The organism is Nocardiopsis sp. CNS-639 (genome assembly GCF_000381685.1).
GTDB lineage: Bacteria > Actinomycetota > Actinomycetes > Streptosporangiales > Streptosporangiaceae > Nocardiopsis > Nocardiopsis dassonvillei.
Genome location: NZ_KB906863.1, coordinates 205014 through 227922 on the forward strand (window position 1 = coordinate 205014; position 22909 = coordinate 227922).

20 protein-coding genes are annotated in these 22909 nt (G+C 74.0%); 13 read left to right on the forward strand and 7 right to left on the reverse strand.

All coding sequences use genetic code 11. The features are described from left to right. Positions 1-26: 26 nt before the first annotated feature. Positions 27-212: a hypothetical protein gene (locus G011_RS31815; protein ID WP_155979794.1), complete on the reverse strand. Its 186-nt coding sequence runs from the start codon at positions 210-212 to the stop codon at positions 27-29. A gap of 39 nt (positions 213-251) precedes the next feature. Here G011_RS31815 and pdhA point away from each other — a divergent pair, with 39 nt between their 5' ends. Genes pdhA through G011_RS0117125 form a run of 3 tightly spaced genes read left to right on the forward strand, consistent with a single transcriptional unit; the run spans position 252 to position 3740 of the window. Further along, positions 252-1337, forward strand: coding sequence for a pyruvate dehydrogenase (acetyl-transferring) E1 component subunit alpha (pdhA, locus tag G011_RS0117115; RefSeq protein WP_019609552.1), 1086 nt, complete (start codon positions 252-254; stop codon positions 1335-1337). A gap of 1 nt (position 1338) precedes the next feature. Further along, positions 1339-2331 carry an alpha-ketoacid dehydrogenase subunit beta gene (locus tag G011_RS0117120; protein WP_019609553.1) on the forward strand — a complete coding sequence of 331 codons (993 nt, stop codon included), beginning with the start codon at positions 1339-1341 and terminating at the stop codon, positions 2329-2331. Beyond that, positions 2328-3740 carry a dihydrolipoamide acetyltransferase family protein gene (locus G011_RS0117125; protein ID WP_019609554.1) on the forward strand — a complete coding sequence of 471 codons (1413 nt, stop codon included), beginning with the start codon at positions 2328-2330 and terminating at the stop codon, positions 3738-3740. Before G011_RS0117120 ends, G011_RS0117125 begins: the two co-directional genes overlap by 4 nt. A gap of 187 nt (positions 3741-3927) precedes the next feature. Here G011_RS0117125 and G011_RS0117130 read toward each other — a convergent pair whose 3' ends face one another. Further along, complete coding sequence (locus G011_RS0117130) at positions 3928-5085, reverse strand: M20 family metallopeptidase (protein WP_019609555.1); 1158 nt, start codon at positions 5083-5085, stop codon at positions 3928-3930. 58 nt (positions 5086-5143) lie between these two features. Next, entirely contained in the window at positions 5144-6664 is a 1521-nt protein-coding gene (locus tag G011_RS0117135) for an AbgT family transporter (RefSeq protein WP_019609556.1), read from the reverse strand. A gap of 171 nt (positions 6665-6835) precedes the next feature. Here G011_RS0117135 and G011_RS0117140 point away from each other — a divergent pair, with 171 nt between their 5' ends. Continuing rightward, positions 6836-7897: an Lrp/AsnC family transcriptional regulator gene (locus G011_RS0117140; protein WP_231391513.1), complete on the forward strand. Its 1062-nt coding sequence runs from the start codon at positions 6836-6838 to the stop codon at positions 7895-7897. A 377-nt stretch (positions 7898-8274) separates the two neighbouring features. Here the strand turns inward: G011_RS0117140 and paaZ are convergent, their stop codons facing one another. Continuing rightward, the gene (gene paaZ, locus G011_RS0117145; RefSeq protein ID WP_019609558.1) at positions 8275-10311 is read right to left on the reverse strand and encodes a phenylacetic acid degradation bifunctional protein PaaZ; all 2037 of its coding nucleotides are present in this window, start codon (positions 10309-10311) and stop codon (positions 8275-8277) included. 259 nt (positions 10312-10570) lie between these two features. Between paaZ and G011_RS0117150 the strand changes: the two genes are divergently transcribed. Together G011_RS0117150 and G011_RS0117155 are read left to right on the forward strand one after the other, a co-directional pair. Next, a complete protein-coding gene (locus G011_RS0117150) occupies positions 10571-11164 on the forward strand; it encodes an RNA polymerase sigma factor (RefSeq protein WP_019609559.1) in 594 nt (197 codons plus the stop codon). Next, the gene (locus tag G011_RS0117155; RefSeq protein ID WP_026338390.1) at positions 11161-12258 is read left to right on the forward strand and encodes a CU044_5270 family protein; all 1098 of its coding nucleotides are present in this window, start codon (positions 11161-11163) and stop codon (positions 12256-12258) included. Before G011_RS0117150 ends, G011_RS0117155 begins: the two co-directional genes overlap by 4 nt. A gap of 195 nt (positions 12259-12453) precedes the next feature. Here G011_RS0117155 and G011_RS0117160 read toward each other — a convergent pair whose 3' ends face one another. Next, the gene (locus G011_RS0117160) at positions 12454-12972 is read right to left on the reverse strand and encodes a YbaK/EbsC family protein (protein WP_019609561.1); all 519 of its coding nucleotides are present in this window, start codon (positions 12970-12972) and stop codon (positions 12454-12456) included. Positions 12973-13050: 78 nt separating this feature from the next. Further along, the gene (locus G011_RS0117165; RefSeq protein WP_019609562.1) at positions 13051-14013 is read right to left on the reverse strand and encodes an ADP-ribosylglycohydrolase family protein; all 963 of its coding nucleotides are present in this window, start codon (positions 14011-14013) and stop codon (positions 13051-13053) included. A gap of 121 nt (positions 14014-14134) precedes the next feature. On the opposite strand from G011_RS0117165, the gene G011_RS0117170 reads away from it, so the two are divergent. Next, positions 14135-15991, forward strand: a complete 1857-nt coding sequence (locus G011_RS0117170) for a PASTA domain-containing protein (protein WP_019609563.1) — start codon at positions 14135-14137, stop codon at positions 15989-15991. A gap of 108 nt (positions 15992-16099) precedes the next feature. On the opposite strand, the gene G011_RS0117175 is transcribed toward G011_RS0117170, so the two are convergent. Continuing rightward, on the reverse strand, positions 16100-16942 hold the full coding sequence (locus tag G011_RS0117175; RefSeq protein WP_019609564.1) for an SDR family oxidoreductase: 843 nt from the start codon (positions 16940-16942) through the stop codon (positions 16100-16102). 286 nt (positions 16943-17228) lie between these two features. On the opposite strand from G011_RS0117175, the gene G011_RS0117180 reads away from it, so the two are divergent. Genes G011_RS0117180 through G011_RS29945 form a run of 6 tightly spaced genes read left to right on the forward strand, consistent with a single transcriptional unit; the run spans position 17229 to position 22845 of the window. Further along, complete coding sequence (locus G011_RS0117180; RefSeq protein ID WP_019609565.1) at positions 17229-18404, forward strand: substrate-binding domain-containing protein; 1176 nt, start codon at positions 17229-17231, stop codon at positions 18402-18404. A gap of 2 nt (positions 18405-18406) precedes the next feature. Next, a complete protein-coding gene (locus G011_RS0117185) occupies positions 18407-19276 on the forward strand; it encodes an ABC transporter ATP-binding protein (RefSeq protein ID WP_019609566.1) in 870 nt (289 codons plus the stop codon). Continuing rightward, a complete protein-coding gene (locus tag G011_RS0117190) occupies positions 19273-20013 on the forward strand; it encodes an ABC transporter ATP-binding protein (protein ID WP_019609567.1) in 741 nt (246 codons plus the stop codon). The genes G011_RS0117185 and G011_RS0117190 overlap by 4 nt, the downstream gene beginning before the upstream one ends. Beyond that, the gene (locus G011_RS0117195) at positions 20010-20795 is read left to right on the forward strand and encodes a branched-chain amino acid ABC transporter permease (protein WP_019609568.1); all 786 of its coding nucleotides are present in this window, start codon (positions 20010-20012) and stop codon (positions 20793-20795) included. Before G011_RS0117190 ends, G011_RS0117195 begins: the two co-directional genes overlap by 4 nt. Then, the gene (locus G011_RS0117200) at positions 20795-21919 is read left to right on the forward strand and encodes a branched-chain amino acid ABC transporter permease (protein WP_019609569.1); all 1125 of its coding nucleotides are present in this window, start codon (positions 20795-20797) and stop codon (positions 21917-21919) included. Before G011_RS0117195 ends, G011_RS0117200 begins: the two co-directional genes overlap by 1 nt. Continuing rightward, entirely contained in the window at positions 21916-22845 is a 930-nt protein-coding gene (locus tag G011_RS29945) for an alpha/beta fold hydrolase (protein WP_019609570.1), read from the forward strand. Before G011_RS0117200 ends, G011_RS29945 begins: the two co-directional genes overlap by 4 nt. Positions 22846-22909 lie beyond the last annotated feature (64 nt).

The window sequence follows — 22909 nt, forward strand, 5'->3', positions numbered from 1 at the left end:
GCGCAGCGGCTCGGTACCGCCCCAGGCTAACCACCTCGGCGCCGCTTCGCGCCCGCGCGCAGACGCGGCGCGGTGGCGCGGGCCACTTGTCCACGCCGGTGGGTGTTCTGGGTCACACGATTGGTCGTTTGGCCATTATTCTGCGTGAAATCCTCGACGTTTTCTTGATTTTTGTGCGTTTGTGGCGAACAGATGGCAATGAACAGCACCATGTGTCTGAACACATCTTTCTGACACAGGAGGCTGGCGCCATGGCTGATGACCGGGACCTTCTCCCCTCCGAGCAGCCGGTCCGGCTGCTCGACGAGACCGGAAGCCCGGTGGACGGGGCCGCCCTGCCGTTCCCGGACCGGGAGCGGCTGCTCGCCGCGTACACCTCCCTGGTGATCGGCCGCCGCGTCAACGACCAGGCCAGCGCCCTCGTGCGGCAGGGCCGCCTGGCCGTGTACCCCTCCTCGCACGGGCAGGAGGCCTGCCAGACGGGCGCGGCCCTGGCCCTGGCGGAGGGCGACTGGCTCTTCCCGACCTACCGCGACACCGCCGCCGTGGTCGCGCGCGGGGTGGACCCGGTGCAGGTGCTCACCCTGCTCAAGGGCGACTGGCACTCGGGCTACGACCCCTACGCGCACCGCGTGGCCCCGCAGGCCACGCCGCTGGCCACCCAGCTCCTGCACGCGGTGGGCGTCGCGCACGCCGCCCGCCTGCGCGGTGAGGACACCGTGGTCATGGCGATGTGCGGCGACGGCGCCACCAGCGAGGGCGACTTCCACGAGGCGCTGAACTTCGCGGCGGTGTTCCGGGCTCCGGTGGTCTTCTTCGTGCAGAACAACGAGTACGCCATCTCCGTCCCCCTGGCCCGCCAGACCGCCGCCCCCTCGCTCGCCCACAAGGGCGTCGGCTACGGGGTGAACGGGGAACGGGTGGACGGCAACGACACCCCCGCGGTGCTCGCCGTGCTGGACCGGGCCGTGGCCGCCGCGCGGGCGGGCGAGGGCCCCCAGCTCGTGGAGGCGCACACCTACCGCATGCAGGCGCACACCAACGCCGACGACGCCACCCGGTACCGCACCCAGGAGGAGGTCGACCCCTGGGAGGCCCGCGACCCCCTGCTGCGCATGGAGGCCTACCTCACCAGGAAGCGCGTCCTCACCAAGGCCCGCAAGGCGCGCATCGCCGAGGACGCGGAGGCCGTGGCCGCCGCCATGCGCGAGGGCGTCACCAGGGACACCGACCCCGAACCCGCCGAACTGTTCGCGCACGTGTTCGCGACCCCCACGCCGCAGCTGGACGAGCAGGCCGCCTTCCTGGCCGACGAACTGAGCAGAGAGGGCAACTGACATGGCGACCGACCCCACCAAGCTCTCCATGGCCCAGGCCCTCAACCGGGCCCTGCGCGACGCCATGGCCGAGGACCCGGCGGTGTACGTCTTCGGCGAGGACGTCGGCCCCCTCGGCGGCGTCTTCCGCATCACCGACGGCCTCACCGCCGAGTTCGGCGAGGACCGCTGCTTCGACACCCCGCTCGCCGAGTCCGGGATCGTGGGCATGGCCGTCGGCATGGCGATGAACGGTATGCGTCCCGTGGTGGAGATGCAGTTCGACGCGTTCGCCTACCCGGCCTTCGAGCAGATCGTCAGCCACGTGGCCAAGACGCGCAACCGCACCCGCGGCCGGGTCGGGCTGCCCATGGTCATCCGCGTCCCCTACGCGGGCGGGATCGGCGGCGTCGAGCACCACTGCGACTCCTCCGAGGCCTACTACGCCCACACGCCCGGCCTGACCGTGGTCACCCCGTCCACGCCCGCCGACGCCTACTTCCTGCTGCGCGAGGCGATCGCCTCCGACGACCCGGTCGTGTTCATGGAGCCCAAGAAGCTCTACTGGGGCAAGGACGAGGTCGACCTGTCCGCGCCCGAGCCGCCCATCGGTCGCGCCGTGGTGCGCCGCCCCGGCACCGACGCCACCCTCATCGCCTACGGCCCCTCGGTGCCCACCGCGCTGGAGGCGGCCGAGGCCGCCGCCCAGGAGGGCCGCAGCCTCCAGGTGGTGGACGTGCGCTCCCTCGTCCCCTTCGACGACGCCACCGTGTGCGAGGCGGTCCGCTCCACCGGACGCGCCGTCGTGGTCGCCGAGGCCAGCGGATACGCCAGCGTCGCCTCGGAGATCGTCGCGCGGGTGACCGAGCGCTGCTTCCACTCCCTGGCCGCGCCGGTGCGCCGCGTCACCGGCTTCGACATCCCCTTCCCGCCGCCGAAGCTGGAGCGCTTCCAGCTCCCGGGCGTGGACCGGATCCTGGACGCCGTCGACGACCTTCAGTGGGAGGACCAGTGACGACGCAGACCTTCGACCTTCCCGACCTGGGCGAGGGGCTCACCGAGGCCGAGGTGGTGCGCTGGCTCGTGGCCGTCGGCGACACCGTGGCCGTGGACCAGCCGATCGTGGAGGTGGAGACCGCCAAGTCGATCGTGGAGGTCCCCTCCCCCTTCGCGGGCACCGTCAGCGAGCTGCACGGCGAGGAGGGCCGGGTCATGGAGGTCGGGCGCCCCCTGATCAGCGTGACCGACGGTTCCGGGGTCGGGGCCGCGTCCGGTTCCGGGGCCGCCGCGAAGGTGTCGGCCGAGGGGGAGCGCTACCGCGAGGAGGAGCGCGCCGGAACGGGATCGGGCAACGTGCTGATCGGCTACGGGACGCCGGAGGCGGCGGCCTCCGGGCGCCGTCGGCGTCCGCGTGAGCGTCCGCCCGCGCGCCCGGCGCAGCCCGCCGCGCCGGCCTCCGTCGCCCCGGCCGCCACACCGGTTTCCGCAGCGCAGGCCTCCGCCGCGCCGGCCGCTGCGGCCGCGCGTCCGCCTCTGGTCACCTCGCCCCTGGTGAGGCAGATGGCCCGCGAGGCGGGGCTGCGGATCTCCGAGGTTCCCGGAAGCGGCCCGGGCGGACTCATCACCCGACGCGACGTACGTGAGGCGATCGAGGCCGCGCGGGTCCCCGCCGCCGACTCCGCCGCTCCCGCCGCCGGGCCGGGGCCCGTCGCGACCGGTGGCGTGGACGCCCGCACGGGACTGGCCGAGTCCCGGCGCGTGGCCATGAGCGGGTTCCGCCGCAGCGTGGCGGCGTCGCTGTCCCGCAGCCGCAGCGAGATCCCCGAGGCGACCGTCTGGGTGGACGTGGACGCGACCGAGCTGGTGCGCCTGCGCCGGTCCGACCCCTCCGGGCCCGGCCTGATGTCCTACGTGGCGCGGTTCGTGGTCGCGGGCCTGCGCGCCCACCCCGAGCTCAACGGCAGGGTGGACGCCGAACGCGGTGAGCTGGTCCAGTACGACGGGATCAACCTGGGTCTGGCGGTGCAGACCGACCGGGGCCTGGTCGCCCCGGCCGTGCTGGGCGCGCACCGGCTCACCACGGCCGAACTGGACGGCGAGATCCGGCGGCTCACCGCCGCCGCCCGGGAGGGCCGGGCCTCCCGGGCCGAGATGACCGGCGGCACCTTCACCCTCAACAACTACGGGTCGCTGCGTGTGGACGGCAGCGCCGCCATCATCAACCACCCGCAGGTGGCGATCCTGGGCCTGGGCCGGATCATGGACCGCCCGTGGGTGGTGGACGGCGAGCTGACCGTCCGCAAGATCACGCAGTTGTCGTTCGCCTTCGACCACCGCGTGTGCGACGGCGGGGCCGCCGCGGGCTTCATGCGCGTGGTCGCCGACGCCATGGAGAACCCGGCCGCGGCCATCGCCCGCCTGTAGGCCGGGACGGAGCGGGCGTCCCGGGACCCGGTGTCCCGGGGCGCCCTTCCGCGTGCCGGTCCGGCCGCCGCCGGAGCGGTCGTTCCCGCGTTCGTCGGACCGCCGCGTGTCGACTCGTCGCCATGGAGACTCATCCCCATGGCGACTCGTCCACACGTCGTCCCGTGCGGGAGCGGGCGTCGCCGCCCTACCTGCTCGCGATCCGCTCCATCAGGCCCGCCACCAGGGCGACCTGGCGCGGCGTCCCGCCGACCAGGACGTGCTCGTCGCGCGAGTGCGGCCCGGCGCCCACCGCGCCCAGCCCGTCGAGCACCGGGCGGCCCAGCGCGGAGACGAAGTTGGCGTCGCTGGCCCCGCCCACCGACACCTCCTCCAGGGATGCGCCCAGTTCCCCGGCCACCTCGCGCAGCAGGCCGAACGCCTTCTCCGAGGGCGGGTTGGGGTTCATCGGAGGGCGGTTCCACCCGCCGGTGACCCGGACCGCCACGCGCGGGTCGGCGGCGGCGAGCGCGGCCAGCCCGGCGTCCACGCGGGCCATCTCGGCGGGGTCCTGCACCCGCACGTCCACCCCGCAGCGGGCGTGCCCGGCGACGACGTTGTACCCGGTCCCCCCGGAGACCAGGCCCACGTTCACCGTGGTGCCCAGCTCCGGCGCGGACAGGGCGGTGAGCGCGGGCACGACCTGGGCCAGGGCGTGCACGGCGCTCGCCCCCGCTGTGGGGTCCAGGCCCGCGTGGGACTCCACGCCGCGCACGTCCACGTCGAAGATCCCCATGCCCTTGCGTCGGGTCTTGGGCATGCCCTCCCGGCTGGGTTCGAGGACCAGGGTCAGGTCCACGCCCTCGCTGGCCCGCTCGATGTGCGGGCGCGACGCGGGGCTGCCGATCTCCTCGTCCCCGGTGAGCAGCATCCGCACGGCGGGCCGGGGCAGGTCCAGTTCGCGCAGGAGCCGCAGAGCCCAGGCGCTCTGCACGATCCCGGCCTTCATGTCGAAGCAGCCGGGGCCGCTGAACCGGTCGCCCTCGACCGTGACGGGCCACTCGGCCAGGGTTCCGGCGGGCCAGACGGTGTCGTAGTGGCTGACGAAGAGCACGGTCCCCGCCCCCGTGCCGGGATAGGACACCTCCAGCACGTCGCCGAAGGAGCCCCCGTCGTAGCGGACCCGGGTCTCGGGCGCGCCCAGTCGCCGGGCCAGCCACCCCTCGATGCCGTCCAGTCCGGCGGACAGCAGGTCCCTGTCGCCGCTGGGGGTCTCCAGCTCCACCAGGGCGCGCAGGTCGTCGATCATGCCGGGCAGGGCGCGCTCGGCCGCGTCCGCCAACCTCGCGGTCACCGTCTGGCTCATGTGTCACTCTCCTCGTTGCGGTGGGCGGGGGGTTCCGTCCGGGGCGGAAGGGGCGCGGTCAGCGCACCGGGACACCCGGTCCCAGCGGGATGTCGAGCGCCCACCAGCCCAGGAACAGCAGGGTCCAGCCGACCAGGACGGTGAGGCACAGCGGCAGCGTCAGGGAGATCAGCGTGCCGATGCCCGCGTCCCGGCGGTAGCGCTGGAGGAAGCCCAGCGCCATGACGAAGTACGGGCTCATCGGGCTGATGACGTTGGTGCTGGAGTCGGCGATGCGGTAGACGGCCTGGGTCGTCTCGGGCGGCACGTCCAGCAGCATGAACATGGGCACGAAGACCGGCGCGATGAGGGTCCACTGCGCCGAACCGCTGGTGATGAGCAGGTTCAGCAGCGAGGAGAACACGATCATGCCGAGGAAGAGCACCAGGGGGTGGACCCCCGCCGAGTCCAGCAGCGCGGCGCCGCGGATGGCCACGATCTCGCCGATCCCGGTCCAGCGGAAGTAGGCGAGGAACTGCGAGGCGGCGAAGAACAGCACGACCACCGGCGCCAGGTCGCGCACCCCCGCGGTCATCGCCTCGGGGACGTCCCGCGCCGAGGCCACGGTGCCCGTGGCGCGCCCGTACACGACTCCGGCGAGCAGGAACAGGACGCCCAGCACGTAGGCGACACCGGTGATGATCGGCGAGCCGAGGACCGTCCCGTCCTCCCCGCGCAGGGGCGAGGCGGGGGGCACGAGCGCCACCGCGAGGACCGCCACGGCCGCCAGCACGGTCAGCCCGGCGTCGCGCAGTCCCCGGCGCTCGGCGTCGGAGAGGGTCATGGAGCCCAGCTCCTGTGCCTCCCGGTCTCCCTCGCCGTCGCCGTCCTCGGCCAGGCCCCCGGAGCCCCTGCTCAGCAGGAACTCGGTGACGAGGGTGATCAGGGCGGCGAGCACGACGGCGGAGACGACGCTGAAGAAGTAGTTGTCCAGCGCCGTGACCGTGTAGCCGGGGTCGATGATCGAGGCGGCCTCGGTGCTCAGGGCGGCCAGGAGCGCGTCGGTGGGCGTGATGAGCAGCGACGCGTTGTACCCGGCGGAGACGGACCCGAAGGCCACGACCAGGCCGAGGACGGGGCTGCGGCCGGCAGCCTTGAAGAGCAGGGCGCCCAGCGGGATGAGCACGACGTAGGCGGCGTCGGAGGCGACGCTGCCGGTGATGCCGGTCAGCGCCACGGCGAAGGTCAGCCACCGGGCCGGGACCCTGGTGACGCTGCCGCGCAGCATCGCGTTGAGCAGGCCGCTGCGCTCGGCGACCGAGACCCCGAGCATGACGACGATGATGATCGCCAGCGGCGGGAAGGTCGCGAAGTTGTCGATCGCGTCGCCGACGATGGTCTGCACGCCCTCGGGCGAGAGCAGGCTGCGGACCGCGATGCGCTCGCCGTCCACCGGTGAGACCGCGGAGACGCCCAGCGCGTTGAGCAGGGCGCTGAGCGCGATGACGATCCCGGCCATGATCGTGAACAGCCAGAACGGGTGGGGCAGCTTGTTGCCCACCCGCTCGATCACCTGGAGGGAGCCCAGGAGCAGCCGCATCGGCAGTCTGGGACGTGTGGAATCGGTCGTGGTCACCCGTGCTCCCTGACGTCCGGGCGGGCTGGCGCCCCTCCCTCGCTGCGTTGACCAGTACATTGCATGTGTGGTGGATGGATATGTCAACTGGCAGCAATAAAATGGTGGAATTATTCATCAGATACGGCATATTTGATGACTGAGGTCTTGGCGGAGGCGAATGCGGTGCTGGACGAACTCGACATGGACCTGGTCGCCGCCCTCCAGTCGGCGCCCCGGGCGCCGGTCAGCGCACTGGCCGAGGCCGTGGGGAGTTCGGCGAGCACCGTGGGGCGGCGGCTCCAGCGCCTCCAGTCCGAGCGGTCCGTGCGCGTGGTCGGCCAGGTGGACTGGCCGCTGCTCTCCGACGCCCACCCCCACCACGTGTGGATCACCACCGCCCCCGGCCACTCGCGGCGGGTGGCCCGCCGCCTGGCGGAGCGGCCCGAGACGCAGTTCACGGCCGTGACCAGCGGCGGGTCCGACGTCTACTGCGTCGTCCACCCCTTCCGCCGCGACCGGGCGGCGGACCTGCTCGCCGACGGGATCCCCTCGGTGGAGGGCGTGGCGGCCACACGGTCCGACCTGGTCCTGCGGGCGGTGAGCCGGGCCGACTCCTGGCGGCTGGACCGGCTCGACCCCGCGCGGTCCCGGGCACTGGACCCCTACACCGACACGGGGGAGAACGGGGCCGCGGAGGAGCCCCGTGGCCCGTTGAGCGCGCAGGAGGCACTCGTGGTGCGGATGCTGCACCGCGACGCGCGCGCCGGTTCGGGAGAGGTCGCCCGCGCGCTCGGGGTCAGCCAGTCCACGGCCTACCGCCTCGTCCAGTCCGTGCTGGAGCGCCGCATGGTGCGCCCCCGTGTGGAGGTGGAACCCGCCCTGCTGGGCATGGGCGTGGAGGCGGTGCTGGCCCTGGAGGTCAGCCCCCGCGAGATCGGCGGCGTCGCCGACGCGCTGGGTGCGCACCCCTCAGCGCGCTACGTCTCGGTCGTGGCCGGGACCTCGTCCGTCATCCACCACGCGGTGTTCCGCGACGAGGCCGAGCTGGCCGACTTCCTCTCCGCGGACCTGGGGCGCCTCTCGGGCATCACGGGCCTGCGGGTCTCGGTGGTGCTGGACGTGCTGCGCCGCTACTGGACGGCGCGGGAGGGCGCGCGGCTCGGGCCGCCCGGCCCGTCGGCGCTGCTGGACGGGGAGCCGTCCGCCGGGGAGTGAACGGCCGCCTCCGGGGCCGCGCACTCCTCCGACCGGTTCACGGGCCGCCCGCCGGAGGAGTGCGCGCGGTTTTCCCGGGGGCGGCGCGGGACCGGAGGGCCGCCGCCCTCCTTCTTCCCGGGCCAGCGGACGCCCCTCCCCGCCGCGCGCACCGCGGCGCCCGCCGGGAGCCCCGGCACACACGACGGCGCCCCCGGCCACGCCACCGCCGGGGGCACCGCCTGTCGGTGAGGTCGACATGTCCGTTCGCCGCCGTGCCCGCTCGCTGCTGCGCCACCTGACGACGTGTCCGTTTGACGACATACCTGTTCGGCGACCTGTCCACTCACCGGCACACCCGCGCGCGGACGCGTCCGCGCGCGGGAGCGCGGACGCGCCTACCCCTCCTCGCCCTTGGCGACCAGTGTGAGCACGTCGTAGGTGGCCACGGCCTCGCCGTCCTGGTCGGTGACCAGGGCGTCCCAGCGCACCTCGCCGTAGTCGGCGTTCGTGCGCGGGGTGATCTGCTTGGCGGTCAGCGTCACCCGGATGGTGGCGTCCTCCTTCACCGGGGTGAGGAAGCGCAGGTTGTCCACGCCGAAGTTGGCGAGCACCGGGCCCGGGGCCGGGTCCACGAACAGGCCCGCCGCCAGTGACACCACCAGGTAGCCGTGCGCCACGATCCCGCCGAACAGCGGGTTGGCGGCGGCGGCCTCCTCGTCGGTGTGCGCGTAGAACGTGTCGCCGGTGAACTCGGCGAAGTGGTCGATGTCGGCCCGGGTGACGGTGCGCTCCGCCGACCGGATCGTGTCGCCGATCCGCAGCTGGGACAGGTCCTTGCGGAACGGGTGCACGTCGCCCACGGTCCGCTCGGAGCCGGTGGTCCAGTGGCCGGTGATCGCGGTGACCATGTCCGGCGGGGCCTGCACGGCGGTGCGCTGCATGTGGTGCTTGACGCCGCGCACGCCGCCCATCTCCTCGCCGCCGCCCGCGCGGCCGGGCCCGCCGTGCACCAGTACGGGCAGCGGGGAGCCGTGGCCGGTGGACTCCTTGGCGTCGTCGCGGTTGAGCACCAGGATGCGTCCGTGCCAGGGCGCCAGCCCCAGGACGACCTCGCGCGCCACGTCCGGGTCGCGGGTGACGAGCGAACCCACCAGGCTGCCGCTGCCCCGGGCCGCGAGCTCCACGGCCTCGGCGACGCCGTCGTAGGTGATCACGGTGCTGACGGGGCCGAAGGCCTCCACCTCGTGCGGCTCCCGGGCTCCGGGCTCGGCGCGCAGCAGGATCGGGGACATGAACGCGCCCGACTCGTCGTCGGCCCCGGCCACCTCCACGCTCTCCGGGTCGCCGTAGACGAGCTCGCTGGTGGCGCGCAGGGCCTTGACCGCCTTGCGGACCTCCTCGCGCTGGTCGAGCGAGACCAGGGCGCCCATCCGCGTGTCCGGGTTGTCGGCCGCGCCGACCACCACCCTGGCCAGGCGTTCGGTCAGGGCCCCGGTGACGGCCTCCGCCATCGACGCGGGCACGATGACGCGGCGGATGGCGGTGCACTTCTGCCCGGCCTTGACGGTCATCTCGGTGACGACCTGCTTGACGTACAGGTCGAACTCGGGGTCCTCCTCGGTCACGTCCGGGCCGAGGATCGAGCAGTTGAGGGAGTCGGCCTCGACGTTGAGCTGCACGCCTCCGCTGACCACGTTGGGGTGGTTGCGCAGGATGGCGCCGGTGGCGGCTGACCCGGTGAAGCCCACGACGTCCTGCGGGCCCAGGGCGTCGAGCAGGCCCCGGTGGCTGCCGACGAGGAGCTGGAGGGAGCCCTCGGGCAGCAGGCCCGACTCGACCATGCGCCGCACGACCGCGACGGTGAGGTAGGCGGTCTGCCCGGCGGGCTTGACGATGCTGGGCATCCCCGCGAGGAAGGCGGGGGCGAACTTCTCCAGCATGCCCCACACCGGGAAGTTGAAGGCGTTGATCTGCACGGCCACGCCCGGCCGGGACGTGTACACGTGCTGGCCCACGAACGTGCCCTGCCTGCCGAGCGGCTCCAGGGGCCCGTCCAGGATGACGGTGGAGTTGGGCAGCTCGCGGCGGCCCTTGCTGGAGAAGCTGAAGAGCGTGCCGAAACCGCCGTCCACGTCCACGGCGGTGTCCCGTGCGGTCGCGCCGGTCCGGTGGGAGAGGGCGTAGAACTCCTCCTTGTACCCCGTCAGGTGCTTGGCGACCTCCTTGAGGATGTTCGCGCGCTGGTGGAAGGTGAGCGCGCGCAGCGCGGGGCCGCCGACGGTCCGCGCGTGGTCGACCATCCCCGCGACGTCGGGGCCGTCGGACGAGATCCGGGCGACGGTCTCCCCGGTGTTCGCGTCGGCCAGGGGCGCGCCCTCGTCCGCGGGGGTGAACCATGCTCCCCGCGCGTAGCTCTGGAGTGTTTCGGGCACCGGACGGTCCTCTCCTCGGGCTGTGCTCTCTGACGAACAGTATTACAGACCGATCGGTCAGTAAATAGCCCCAGTGGAGCTGCGCCGCTTCCCACCTGCCCTTTCTCCCGTTTTCCACAGGTCCGCGCGGAGGGCTGGCCCGGACCCCCGGATCGCCGGCGGGAGAACCCGTGCGCCCGCGCGCGCAAACCCCGGTCCGACGCTGTAATACGGAGGCCCCACCGGACAGAAGGGGGTGAGACCGCACGGAAGGAAGTCGATGAGCAGTGAGGACACGGACACGGAGGAACCCGCGAAGAGCGAGTTCACCCGGTTCTTCGAGCGCTACCACGGCGACGTGTACCGATACGCCGTGCGCCGCCTGGGCCCGGACCTCGCGGACGACGTCGCCGCCGAGACCTTCGGCGTCGCCTGGCGCAGGTACGACCGCCTGCCCAAGGACCAGCCCCTGCCCTGGCTCTACGGGGTGGCGCGCAACGTCATCCGGACCCGGCTGCGCGGCGAGCGCCGCCGAGGCGTGGTGCTCAGCGCCGAGGCCGCCGCAGAGGTTCCCGGCACGGCCGACACCGTCCGCCAGGTGGAGGAGCGGGACGCCGCGCTGCGCGCCCTGGACCGGCTCAGCGCCACCGACCGCGAACTGGTGATGCTCCTGGCCTGGGAGGGCCTGGAACCGGCCGAGGCGGCCCGGGTCCTGGGCTGCACCACCGCCACCGTGCGCGTGCGCCTGCACCGGGCCCGCCGCCGGATCGAGCGCTTCCTGGACTCCTCGCCCCCGGCCGGCCGGGACCAGCCCCCACCGCGTCCGGCTGTGCCGGGCCCCACGCACGTCCGAGTTCCCGTGGAGGAGAAGTGAACCGTAACCCCGCCAGCCGCGGCTTGCGCGGCGACACCGAAGCCGTGCGCGGGATGCTCGCCGCGCACGACCCCGCGGCCTCCGTCCGCCCCGACCCCGTGGCCCGCGACCTCGCCAGGATCGAGGCGATCGCCTCGGGCGACCGCCTCCGGGTCCGCGGCCTGACCCCCCGGCGCACCGCCCCGCGCCTGGCGCTGGGCGCCGCCGCCGCGTTCACCGCCGTGGCCGTGCTCGGAACCCTGGGCTGGAACTCCGTCCAGCCCGCGTACGCCGGTCCGCCCCCCGCACCGCTGGAGGTCCCCCTGGCCGCCGACGCGCCCGCGGGCCGCGAGCACCTCCTCGCCCTGGCGGAGGCCGCCGAGGAGCAGCCCCCGCCGCCCGTCGGGGGAGAAGTCGCCTACGTGCACACCGCGGAGTGGACTTTCACCTACTCCCAGGACGCCGACACCGGCGAGGCGGGCTGGGGCGTCCTGCCGACGGACGAGCAGGTCTGGCGCACCCCGCACCAGTCCGGGCGCAGCGTCTCCACCCCGAGCCTCCCCGAGCACGGGGGCGGCGACCCCGCCCCGCTCCGGTGGCTCTTCGAGAGCGGGCCCGAGGAGTTCGAGTGGGGCGGCGGCGAGGGCGGGAACGGCATGTTCTTCACCTTGGAGCCCGACAGCCTCTCCGCGGACCCGGACCGGCTCGCTGAGCAGCTCCTGGCGATCGGCGGCCAGGCCTCCGGGGCCACGCGGGACCCCTCCCCCGCGGTCGGGCTCGTGTACGCCCTCCAGCTGCTGTACGAGGAGGCCCCGGTCGGCCCCGAGGTGCAGGCCGCCGCGCTGCGCGCGCTCGCCGGGCAGGAGGACGTGCGGTACGCGGGCACGGCCAGGGACCGCGAAGGGCGCGAGGGCGAGCTGTTCCTGGTCGAGGAGGAGGCCGGGGACGGCATCGTCCTGGAGCGCAGGATCATGTTCGACGCCGACACGGGCACGCCGCTCTACCACGAGACGGTCGCCGTGGAGTCGCCCGGGGAGGAGGGGCTGCCGAGGGTGAACAACTACACCGTGCTGGTGGAGACCGCCTGGGTGGCGGAGGTCGGCGCCGCCCCCTGACCGGCGCTCCCGGCGCCGGGAGCGGCACCGGACGCACACCGCCCGGTGCCAGCTCGGAACCAGCCGCAAACCGGGGCGGAGCACGCCGAAACCACACATCGATTTGTCGACATTCGTACCCGCGCGGCGACGAATCCGCATGTGGACGTGTCGACACGCGGCCGGGCACCCCGCCCGGCCGCGTGGCCTCTCCCCCTACCTGGTCAGCGCCAGGACCTCGGCGCCCGGCAGGTCCGCGAGCAGCTTGCCGGGCACCAGCAGCTTGGAGCGGCGCACCCCGCTGCCCACCACGACCTCGGCCTCGGCGGCGACCGCCTCGTCCACCAGGACCGGCCACCCCTGCGGCAGGCCGAGCGGCGTGATGCCGCCGTACTCCATCCCGGTCAGCCCGGTGGCCTCGTCCATCGGCGCGAACGAGATCTTGCGGGCGCCGAGGCGGCGGCGGACGACCCCGTTGACGTCGGCGCGCTGGGTGGCCAGCACCATGCACGCCGCGTAGGACACCTCGCCGCCGCGCCTGGCCGCGACCACCACGCAGTTCGCGCTGGTCGCCAGGGGCATCCCGTACCGTTCGCAGAACTGCGCCGTGTCCGCGAGCTCCGGGTCGATCGGCGCCACCCGTGCGTCCTCACGGCCGCGCACCGCGGCCAGGACCGGGTCGGCCAGCAGCTCCGGGTGCTCGTCCGCACGTACCCAGTTCAGCCCATCGGACATGGCACACCTCGATGTCGTCGTGAAGGTCGTTCGGAGGGGGTCCTCCGACGAGGGGACACCGCCAGGCTAACCGCCGTCTCAGTGGCGCCCGGCGATCCGCAGCGCCAGTTCGGCCAGGTCCCCGGCCCGGTAGCCGGGCCACCCGTGCACCGCCTCCAGGTACTCCCCCGGGATCGCGCCCGCGCCCCACCGGGCGCCGAGCAGCGCCCCGGCGATCGCGGCCACGGTGTCGGTGTCGTCGCCCGCGCGCACGGCGGCCCGCAGCGCCGGGGCGAACCCGTCCGGCTCGCGCACCACGGCCGACCACGCCGCCTGGAGGGCGGTGACCACGAACCCGTTGGGATTGAAGGCCCGCGGCGGGAGCTCCTCGGCCTCGTCCAGCCACGCCGCCCACGCCGCGCGCCGCTCGGGCGGCAGCAGCTCCAGACCCGCGCGCACGCCCGCCAGGTCGCCGTGCGCGACCGCGTGCCGGATCCCCTCGCACCACAGCACGCAGGCCTCGGAGGCCAGCGGGTCGCCGTGGGTGAGGCGGCTGTAGCGGTCGGCCGCCGCGGCCAGGCCCTCCGGGTCGTCCGGGTAGGCCAGGGCCAGCGGCCCCGTGCGCATGAGCGACCCGTTGCCCGCACTCGGCACCCCCTCGGCGAAGCGTTCCGCCGCGACCCGCTCCATCACCTCGGCCACCTCCGGACGCCGGTAGGCGTGCCCGGCTCGGCCCATCACCCACGCCGTCTGGTTGCCGATGTCGGTGGCGCCCTCGTTCCTCCAGCGCAGGAAGGCGTCCGCGGTGTGCCGCAGCGCCTCCGCCGACAGCGGGTCCTCGTGCTCGCGCAGGGCATCGGCGATGCACACGGCCATCTGGGTGTCGTCGGAGTACTCGCCCGGGGCGTAGGGGCCCAGGCCGCCGCCGACCATCTCCGGGGTCCGGTCCTCCGGGAGCGGCGGACCGAACTCGTAGGGAACGCCCAGGGCGTCGCCGCACGCGGCGCCGAGCAGGACGCCCGCCGCGCGGTCCTCGCGGGTTCCGGGGGAGGGGAGGTTCACAGGGGCCTCGCAACGTTTCGGTACCAGGGATGCTGCGAGTCGACCCTACTGTTCGGCGTATGTCCGCATATGACCCGGGAACGTGGGATTCGGAAGGGTGCGGGGGAATAGAATCCGTGCCATGGAGACCCCCACTCCCGATCCCCTCTTCGGCATCACGCTGCACGAGCGCTACATCCTCGGAAAGCGGCTGCGCAGCGGCGCCTCGGGAACCGTCCACGTCGCACACGACCTCGGCGGCGACCAGACCGTCACGGTCACCGTGCTGCACCCCTGGCTGGTGGGCGACCACGGCGCCGTGCACGCGTTCCTGGACCGCGCCCAGACCCTGGAGGGCCTGTCCCACCCGGGGATCGCCCGGGTCCTCGGCCACGGCCGCGACGGCGAGCACGTGTACGCGGTCGGCGAGTACCTGTCGGGGCACACCCTCGCGGAGGCGCTGGGCGAGGGCGGCGGGGGGCTGCGCTACCCGGTGCAGGCGGCGCTGGCCATCGTGGCCGGGACGCTCACCGCGCTCGACGCCGCCCACGGCGCGGGCGTCGTGCACGGCGCGCTCGACCCCCACACGGTCGTGGTGGACGGTGAGGGAGGGGTGCGTGTCACCGGTTTCCCCCTGCTCTTCGACGCCGAGGAGGACGCCGGTCCCGAGACCCGTACCGACGTGCACGCCGTCGGGCGGCTCCTGTACACGCTGTTGACCGGCGTGCCCGCGGACCCGGAGGCCCGGCCTCTGCGGCCCTCGGCCGTCATCCCCGGCCTGCCGTCCGACCTGGACATGCTGGTCGCCAACGCCACCGACCCCAACCCGCGCTACCGCCCGCGCGACGCGGGCCAGTACCTCACCGTGGTCGAACAGGTGCTGCGGTCGCTGTCCGGGGCCCCGGTGAACCCCGCCGACGTCGACACCCGGCCCATCCCGGTGATCACCGACGCCCCGCCGGAGCGCCGGGAGGAGCGCGCCGCACCGGTCCCGCTGTGGCGGCGCGTCCCCGTGCTGGTCACCGCGGGCGTGCTGGTCCTGGTCCTGTTCGCGGCCGGGTGGGCGCTGGTCCCGGACGACCGCGTCGCGCTGCCCGACCTCGTGGGCGCCTCCAGCGAGCAGGCCGAGGAGCGGCTGGCCGGGCTCGGCATGGACCTGGCCGTGCGTTTCGAGGACGCCTACAGCGACACCGTCGGCGCCGGAGCGGTCGCCGACAGCACGCCCGCGCCCGGCAGCGACGTGGCGCGGGGAGCCGAGGTCCTGCTGCACGTCTCCACCGGGCCGCGGTACTCCGAGGTTCCCGACGTGGTCGGCGGTACCGAGAACGAGGCGCGCGAGACCCTGCGCCAGGCCGGGTTCACCGGTATCGAGATCGTCCAGGAGCACTCCCCCGACCAGCCCCCGGGCACCGTCCTGTCCACCGAGCCCGCGGCGGGCGAGGAGGGCGACCGCGAGGAGCCGGTCGTGCTCAGCGTGAGCGAGGGCGTCATCGTCCCCACGCTGATCGGTATGGGCCAGGAGGAGGCCGCGACCGCCCTGGCCGGGCTCGGCCTGGTCGTGCAGGTCACCGAGGAGCACCACGACACCGCGCCCGTCGGCGAGGTCAGCGGGCAGACCCCCGAACCCGGCACGATCCTGCCGGAGGAGGCCGCCGTCTCCCTCACCGTTTCCCTCGGCCCCGAGCCGGAGGAGGAAGAGGAGGAGACCGAGGAGGAGGCCTCCCCCTCCGACGAGGACGACCCCCGCTCCGACGAGGGGGAACAGGACAGCCGGGGCGACCAGGACGGCTGGGGCGGCCGGGGCGATGACGACGACGACCGCGGGCGCGGGGACGGCGGCGGCTCCTGCGACGCCCCGCAGTGGAGCGAGGGCACCGTGTACGACACCGGTGACCGTGTCCAGCACGATGGCCGCGAGTACGAGGCGCGCTGGTGGATCCAGGGCTACCCGCCGAGCGGCGACCAGTGGGGCGTGTGGGAGGACAAGGGCTCCTGCTGAGGAGTGCCGCCGCCCCGTGCCGGGGCGTTCCCGGTCCCGTCGCCAGTCGGACCCGGCGCCCGTCACCGGGCCGCCCGGCGCGACGCGTGCCGGGCGCGGGCCCGGAGGTCAGACCGACGCGCCCGCGGTGAAGTGCGCCGCATGCTCGCGCGCCCACGCGCGGAAGGTCAGCGCGGGCCGGCCGGTGACCGCCTCGACGTCCCCCGAGACCGGCTCGGGGGCGTCGACGAGGGAGGCCCAGTAGGCGAGCCCGGCGGTGGCGAAGTCGGCGCCCATGCTCTCGGCGATCTCGGCGCGGGCCTCTTCCTCGGGCTGCTCCTCCCAGCGCACCGGCTGTCCCGTCTCCTCCCCGAGGATCCGCACCTGCTCGGCCTGGGTCAGCGACTCGGGTCCGGTCACCGTGTAGGCCCTGCCCGCGTGCCCCTCGTCCAGCAGGGACCGCACGGCGACCGCCGCGACGTCGCGCTCGTGGACCAGCGAGCGCGAGGCCGGGCCGTAGGGGGCCCGGACCGCTCCGGCGCGGACCTGCTCGGCCCAGATCAGGGTGTTGGTGGCCATGCCCGTGACGCGCAGGAAGGTCCACTCCCGCCCGGAGGCGCGCACTGCGGCCTCCACCCTCCCCCACACGCTGTCGGCGTCCTCCCCGGCCGCGACCGCCGAGAAGTAGACGACCCGGCGCACGTGCCCGGTCAGGGCCGCCACCGTCTCCTCGATCCCCTCGGTGCCGTACCCCGGCCAGAGCAGGTACGCCCCTGTCGCGCCCTCGGCGGCGGCGGACACGGCTCCGGGGTCGGTGATGTCTCCCTCGACGACCTCGACGCCCTCGGGCAGCCGCGCCCTACCCGGATCCCGTACGAGCGCCCGCACGGCGACCCCCTCCGCGAGCAGCCCCGCCACCACGTGGCGGCCGGTGTTGCCCGTGGCCCCGGTGACCAGGATCGTCTCGGCCATGGTTCTTCTCCCGTTCGCTACGGCGGCCCGGACCCCGGTCCGGGCGGGCGCCGGCGCGGCGCCCGGAGGCCACTCTTCTACCTCAATGAATATTGAGGTCAAGGGAGAGGAGAGGCACCCGTGCGGCCGCGCGGCGCGTGTGGGCTCCCCGTACACCGATCCGGGGCCGAATGTATGTGCCCGCTACATGTGAAACGGATCACTCCGGTTCTACCTTCGGGTTGGCACCCCATCCCCAGCTCGGGCGGTTGTGTCGGACAGGCGGGTGCCGACTGGAGGAACAGTGATGCGCAAGACCCCCCTGACCGCCGCCTCCTGCGCGGTCGTCCTCGCCGTGACCGCCTGCGGAACCCCCGGCGAGGCCGCCGGGGGAGGCGAGGACGCGCCCGTCAGGGTCGGCATCGTCTACTCCGCCACCGGCCCCCTGGCCACCTACGGCGAGCAGTACCGGCAGGGCTTCGAGGCCGGACTCGACCACGCCACCGGCGGGACGATGGAGATCGACGGCCGCCCGATCGAGGTCGAGTACATGGACGACGCGGGCGACCCCACGAAGGCGGTCACGGCCACCCGCGACCTCATCGGCACCGGTCACGACATCATCGCCGGGTCCACCGCCTCCGGCATCGCCGTCCAGGTCGCCCCGCTCGCCGAGCAGAACGACATCCTCTTCATCTCCGGGCCCGCCGCCACCGACGCCGTCACCGGCGTCAACGACCACACCTTCCGCTCCGGGCGCCAGACCTACCAGGACATCCTCACCGCTGGAACCTTCATGGACGACCCCGAGGGCGCGGACGTCCTGGTCCTGGCCCAGCAGAACGCCTTCGGCCAGGACAACGTCGCCGCCGTCACCGACGTCCTCGGGGCCGAGGGGGCCGACGTCGACAGCGTCCTGGCCCCGCCGGAGACCACCGACCTCACCCCGTTCGCCGAGCAGGTCAGCCGGGCCGAACCCGACCTGGTCTTCGTCGCCTGGGCGGGCGAGACCGCCTCCGCCATGTGGCGGGCCCTGGACCAGCAGGGCATCCTCGACTCCACCGAGGTCGTCACCGGACTGGACATCAAGCCGTCCTACCCGGTCTTCGGCGAGGCGGGCGGCCGCATCTCGTTCCTCTCCCACTACTTCGACGGCGCCTCCGACACCGAACTGGCCCGGACCATGAAGGAGTCCGTCGAGGAGGCGGGCGGCACCGTGGACCTCTTCACCCCCGACGGCTTCACCGCCGCGCAGATGGTCGTGCACGCCGCCGGGGCCGGGGACGAAGTCCAGGAGCGCATCGACGCCCTGGAGGGCTGGACCTTCGACGGCGTCAAGGGAGAGCTCACCATCCGCGCCGAGGACCACGCCCTCATCCAGCCCATGTACCAGGTCGAACTGGTCGGCGAGGGCGAGGGCGCCCACCCCGAACTGGTCGCGGAGATCCCCGCCGCGGACGTCGAGCCCGCGGTCGCGGAGTAGGCATGGCCACCGAACCCACCGAACCCACCGAACCTGCCGGTCACACCGGAACCCACGGCCCCGCCGGAGCCACCGGGACCGCGGTCGCCGAGGCCGTCGCCGCTCCCCCCGCCCCCGCCCCCGGCGCCGTCCCGGTCCTGGCCCTGGAGAACCTGACCTGGTCGGTCGGCGGCGCCCTCATCGTCGACGACGTCACCATGGCCGTGGACGAGGGAGAGTTCGTCGCACTCATCGGCCCCAACGGCGCGGGCAAGACCTCCCTGTTCAACCTGGTCTCCGGCCTCACCCGGCCCACCGGCGGCCGTGTCCGCCTCGCCGGGACCGACGTCACCCGCCACGCGCCCCACCGCCGCGCCCGGCTCGGCATGGGCCGCACCTTCCAGACCTCCAGCGTCTTCGGCGACCTCACCGTCGGCGCCAACGTCGGCCTGGCCGTCCAGGCCCGCACCGGGGAGTCGCGCCGATTCTGGCGCCCGGCCACCCCCGACGGCGGACCCGAGGCCACCGCCGCCCTGGACCTGGTCCGCCTCTCCCACCGGGCCGACGCCCTCGCGGGCGACCTGTCCCACGGCGACAAGCGCAAGCTCGAACTCGCCCTCCTCCTGGCCCGACGCCCCCGCCTCATCCTCCTGGACGAGCCCATGGCCGGGGTCAGCGCCGGAGAGGTCGGCGAACTCACCACCGTCATCCGGGACGTGCACCGCGAACAGGGCTGCACGGTCCTCATGGTCGAACACCACATGGAGGTGCTCCTCGACATGGCCGACCGCCTGGCCGTGATGCACCACGGCGCGCTGCTGGCCCTCACCGACCCGGACTCGGCCATGGCCGACCCCGCGGTGCAGGCCGCCTACCTCGGGGACGGGGCGTGAGCGCCGGGGGGCCGCTGCTGGAGGCGGCCGACCTGCACGTGTGGATCGAGGGCTCGCACATCCTCCAGGGCGTGTCCCTCACCGTGCCCGGCCGGGGCGTCACCGCGCTCCTGGGCCGCAACGGCGTCGGCAAGACCACCACCGTCAAGGCGCTGCTCGGCCTGGTGCCCCGTACCGGCCGGGTGTCCTTCGACGGCGCGGACATCACCGCCCGCCCCACGCACGCCATCGTCACCATGGGCATCGGCTACGTGCCCGAGGAGCGCGGCGTCTTCTCCGCGCTCACCGTCGCCGAGAACCTGCGCCTGGCCGAGCGCCGCCCCGGCGAACCGCGCTACGGCCTCGTCCACGAGCTGTTCCCCGAACTACGCGAACGGGCCGACCAGCCCGCGGGCACCCTGTCCGGCGGCCAGCAGCAGATGCTCGCCATCGGCCGCGCCCTGCTCAACGACAACAAGCTCCTCATCGTGGACGAGCCCACCAAGGGCCTCGCCCCCCGCGTCGTCCGCGAGGTCGCCGACGCCGTCGCCCGCGCCGCCGAACAGATACCGGTCCTGCTCGTGGAGCAGAACCTGTCCCTGGTCCGGCGGGTGGCCGAACGGGCCGTGGTGCTCGACGCGGGCCGCGTGACCCACACCGGGCCCGCCCTGGAACTGCTCGACGACGCCGACCGCGTCCGCGAACTGCTGGGCGTCTCCCGCTCCGCCGCCGGAACCGAAGGGAGGCGGACCGCGTGAGCACCGTCGTCCTGCTCGTCATCACCGGGCTCGGCCTGGGAGCCCTGTACTTCCTCATCGCCTCCGGGCTCTCGCTCATCTTCGGCCTGATGGACGTGCTGAACTTCGCCCACGGCGCCTTCCTCGCCCTCGGCGCCTACGGCACGTGGTGGGCGGCCGAGCACCTGCCCGGGGCCGGGCCGGACGGGTTCGGCTTCCTGCTCGCCGTCGCCTTCGGCGTCGGCGCGGGCACCCTGGCCGCCACCCTGGTCGAACTCTGCGTCATCCGCCCGCTCTACGGCAGGCACCGCGAGCAGATCCTCGCCACGGTCGGCCTCAGCCTGGCCGTCCCCGCGCTCATCCAGGCGGTCTGGGGAGCCGACCCGCTCACCTTCCCCAAGCCCGAACTGGTGAGCGGCACCGCGGCGGTCCTCGGCGTGAACATCCCCCGGGACCGGTTCCTGCTCATCCTGGCCGCCGCCGCCGTGTTCGCGGCCCTGTGGCTGTTCAACTCGCGCACCCGCTACGGGCTCGTCGTCCGGGCGGGCGTGCAGGACCGCGCCATGGTCACCGCGCTGGGCATCGACGTGCGCAGGTCGTTCACGCTGGTGTTCGCCATCGGCGGCGCCGCCGCGGCACTGGCCGGGGCCCTGGGCGGACTGTACTTCGGCGTGGTCACCCCCACCCAGGGGATGTCCCTGCTGGTCTTCGCGTTCATCGCCGTGGTCATCGTCCTGGCGCTCGTGCTGCTCACCAGGCAGGGCGGTCTGACCGCGAAGAAGTCAGCGGAGAGGGTGGCATGATGACCGACACCGACGTGGCCACCCGGTCCTCCCGGGCCTCCGAGTCCCCCGGAGCGGCCTCCGGGGGGAGCGCGCGCGGGCGCCGCCTGCCCCGCTGGACGGTCCCGGTCGCCGTCCTGGCGGTGGCGCTCTGCCTGCCCTTCTCCACCCTGCGGATCCCGGGGCTGTTCGAGGGCGCCCTCAACAGCCCGCCGACCCTGCACCTGTTGGCGTTCTGCCTGGTCTTCGGCGGCCTGGCCACCAGCTACGACCTGCTGTACGGCAGGGTGGGCCTGCTCTCCTTCGGGCACGCCCTCTACTTCGCCTGCGGCGCCTACACCGCCGCCCTGCTCATGCGGGTGGTCGAACTCCCGCTCCTGTGGGCGGCGCCGGTCGCCGTCGTGGGCGGCACCCTGCTGTCCCTGCTCCTCGGCGCGGTCTCGCTGCGGGTCAACGGCATCGCCCTGGCCATGGTCACCCTCGCCTTCGCCCAGGCCGGGTCGATCCTCGTCTCCCGCGACCCCGGACGCCTGACCGGCGGCGAGGAGGGGCTGTCCCTCGACACCGACATGGTCCCGGACGCGTTCGTGGGCGTGGCCAACACCGTCAACCTGTACTGGGCGGCCGTCGCCTTCGCCGCGTTCGCCGTCGGCGTGGTGTGGTGGCTGACCTCCTCCCCCGTCGGCCGCGTCTGGCAGGGCATCCGCGCCAACGAGCAGCGCGTCGCCGTCCTCGGGGTCAACCCCTACCCCTACAAGCTGGCGGCGTTCACCGTCGGAGGCGGCCTGGCCTCCCTCGGCGGCGTCGCCCACCTCCTCGTCACCGGGGGCGTCACCCCCGGCATCACCACCGCCGAGTTCACCCTCACCCTGCTGGTCATGGTGGCCCTGGGCGGCGCGGGCACCCGCTGGGGGCCGCTGCTGGGCGCCGCCCTGTACACCTACGCCGACCACCGCCTCCTCCAGCTGGGCGGCTCCGAGGCCTTCGCCGCCCTGCCCGCGTGGATCGCCGCGCCGCTGTCCCAGCCCCTGTTCATCCTCGGCACGCTGTTCGTGCTGATGGTGTTCTTCTTCCCCGGCGGTCTCGTCGCCCTCCCCGGGCGCGTCCGCTCGGCCCTACGCGACAGGAAGGCCGCACGGACATGACCGACGTCTGGACCGACGGGGACGAGTACACCGTCCCCGTCCCCGGAGGAGACCTCGCCGTCACCCGCTGGGGCGGCCGTTCCACGACCCCCGTCCTGGCCGTCCACGGCATCACCGCCAACGGCCACTCGTTCGCCCGGGTGGCCGCGGAGCTGGATGGGACCGGTCTGGTCGCCGCGGAGCTGGGTGGGATCGGCCTGATCGCCCCCGACCTGCGCGGACGCGGCCTCAGCGGACACCTGGGCGGTCCGCGCGGGCTGGCCGCGCACGCCGACGACATGATCGCCGTGCTCGACGCGCACGGGGTGGACGCGACCGTCCTGGTCGGCCACTCCATGGGCGCGTTCGTGGCCTGCCTGGCCGCCGTCCGCCACCCCGACCGGGTGTCGGGGTTGCTGCTGGTCGACGGCGGGTACGGGCTGCCCGTCCCGCCGGGGACCGACATCGACACCGTGCTCGGACCCGCCATGGCCCGTCTGCGCATGACCTTCGAGGACCCCGACCACTACCGGGAGTTCTGGCGGGGGCATCCGGCCTTCGCCGGGCGCTGGAACACCTGGACCGACCACTACGTCCTGCGCGACCTGGTGGGGGAGCCGCCCGCCATGCGCTCGGCCTGCGACGAGGAGGCCGTACGCGCGGACGGGGCCCAGGTCCTGGCCGACCCGGACGCGCTCGGCGCCGTCCACCGGCTGCCCTGCCCCACCCGCCTGCTGTGGACGGCGCGGGGGCTCCTGGACGACAGTCCGGGGCTGTACACGCCCGAGCGCCTCGCCGGGCTGCCCGAGGGCGTGGTGACCGTCGAACTGCCCGACGACAACCACTACAGCCCGCTGTTCTCCCCGACCGCCGGTCTGGTCGCCGAGCACGTCCGCGCACTGGTCAGGGCCGTCGCTCCCGGTGTTCCCCAGTGGTCGGCTCCGTAGGTCCTTCGGGGGTTGACCGCGGAGGCGATACCGGCATAGCGCATCCGCTGCGCGCGCAGGCTGC

Coding starts and splice junctions, on each gene's coding strand:
- G011_RS31815 (WP_155979794.1), bottom strand. CDS start 212: ATGGTGCTGTTCATTGCCATCTGTTCGCCACAAACGCACAAAAATCAA.
- pdhA (WP_019609552.1), top strand. CDS start 252: ATGGCTGATGACCGGGACCTTCTCCCCTCCGAGCAGCCGGTCCGGCTG.
- G011_RS0117120 (WP_019609553.1), top strand. CDS start 1,339: ATGGCGACCGACCCCACCAAGCTCTCCATGGCCCAGGCCCTCAACCGG.
- G011_RS0117130 (WP_019609555.1), bottom strand. CDS start 5,085: ATGAGCCAGACGGTGACCGCGAGGTTGGCGGACGCGGCCGAGCGCGCC.
- G011_RS0117135 (WP_019609556.1), bottom strand. CDS start 6,664: ATGCGGCTGCTCCTGGGCTCCCTCCAGGTGATCGAGCGGGTGGGCAAC.
- G011_RS0117140 (WP_231391513.1), top strand. CDS start 6,836: ATGACTGAGGTCTTGGCGGAGGCGAATGCGGTGCTGGACGAACTCGAC.
- G011_RS0117150 (WP_019609559.1), top strand. CDS start 10,571: ATGAGCAGTGAGGACACGGACACGGAGGAACCCGCGAAGAGCGAGTTC.
- G011_RS0117160 (WP_019609561.1), bottom strand. CDS start 12,972: ATGTCCGATGGGCTGAACTGGGTACGTGCGGACGAGCACCCGGAGCTG.
- G011_RS0117170 (WP_019609563.1), top strand. CDS start 14,135: ATGGAGACCCCCACTCCCGATCCCCTCTTCGGCATCACGCTGCACGAG.
- G011_RS0117175 (WP_019609564.1), bottom strand. CDS start 16,942: ATGGCCGAGACGATCCTGGTCACCGGGGCCACGGGCAACACCGGCCGC.
- G011_RS0117180 (WP_019609565.1), top strand. CDS start 17,229: ATGCGCAAGACCCCCCTGACCGCCGCCTCCTGCGCGGTCGTCCTCGCC.
- G011_RS0117185 (WP_019609566.1), top strand. CDS start 18,407: ATGGCCACCGAACCCACCGAACCCACCGAACCTGCCGGTCACACCGGA.
- G011_RS0117200 (WP_019609569.1), top strand. CDS start 20,795: ATGACCGACACCGACGTGGCCACCCGGTCCTCCCGGGCCTCCGAGTCC.
- G011_RS29945 (WP_019609570.1), top strand. CDS start 21,916: ATGACCGACGTCTGGACCGACGGGGACGAGTACACCGTCCCCGTCCCC.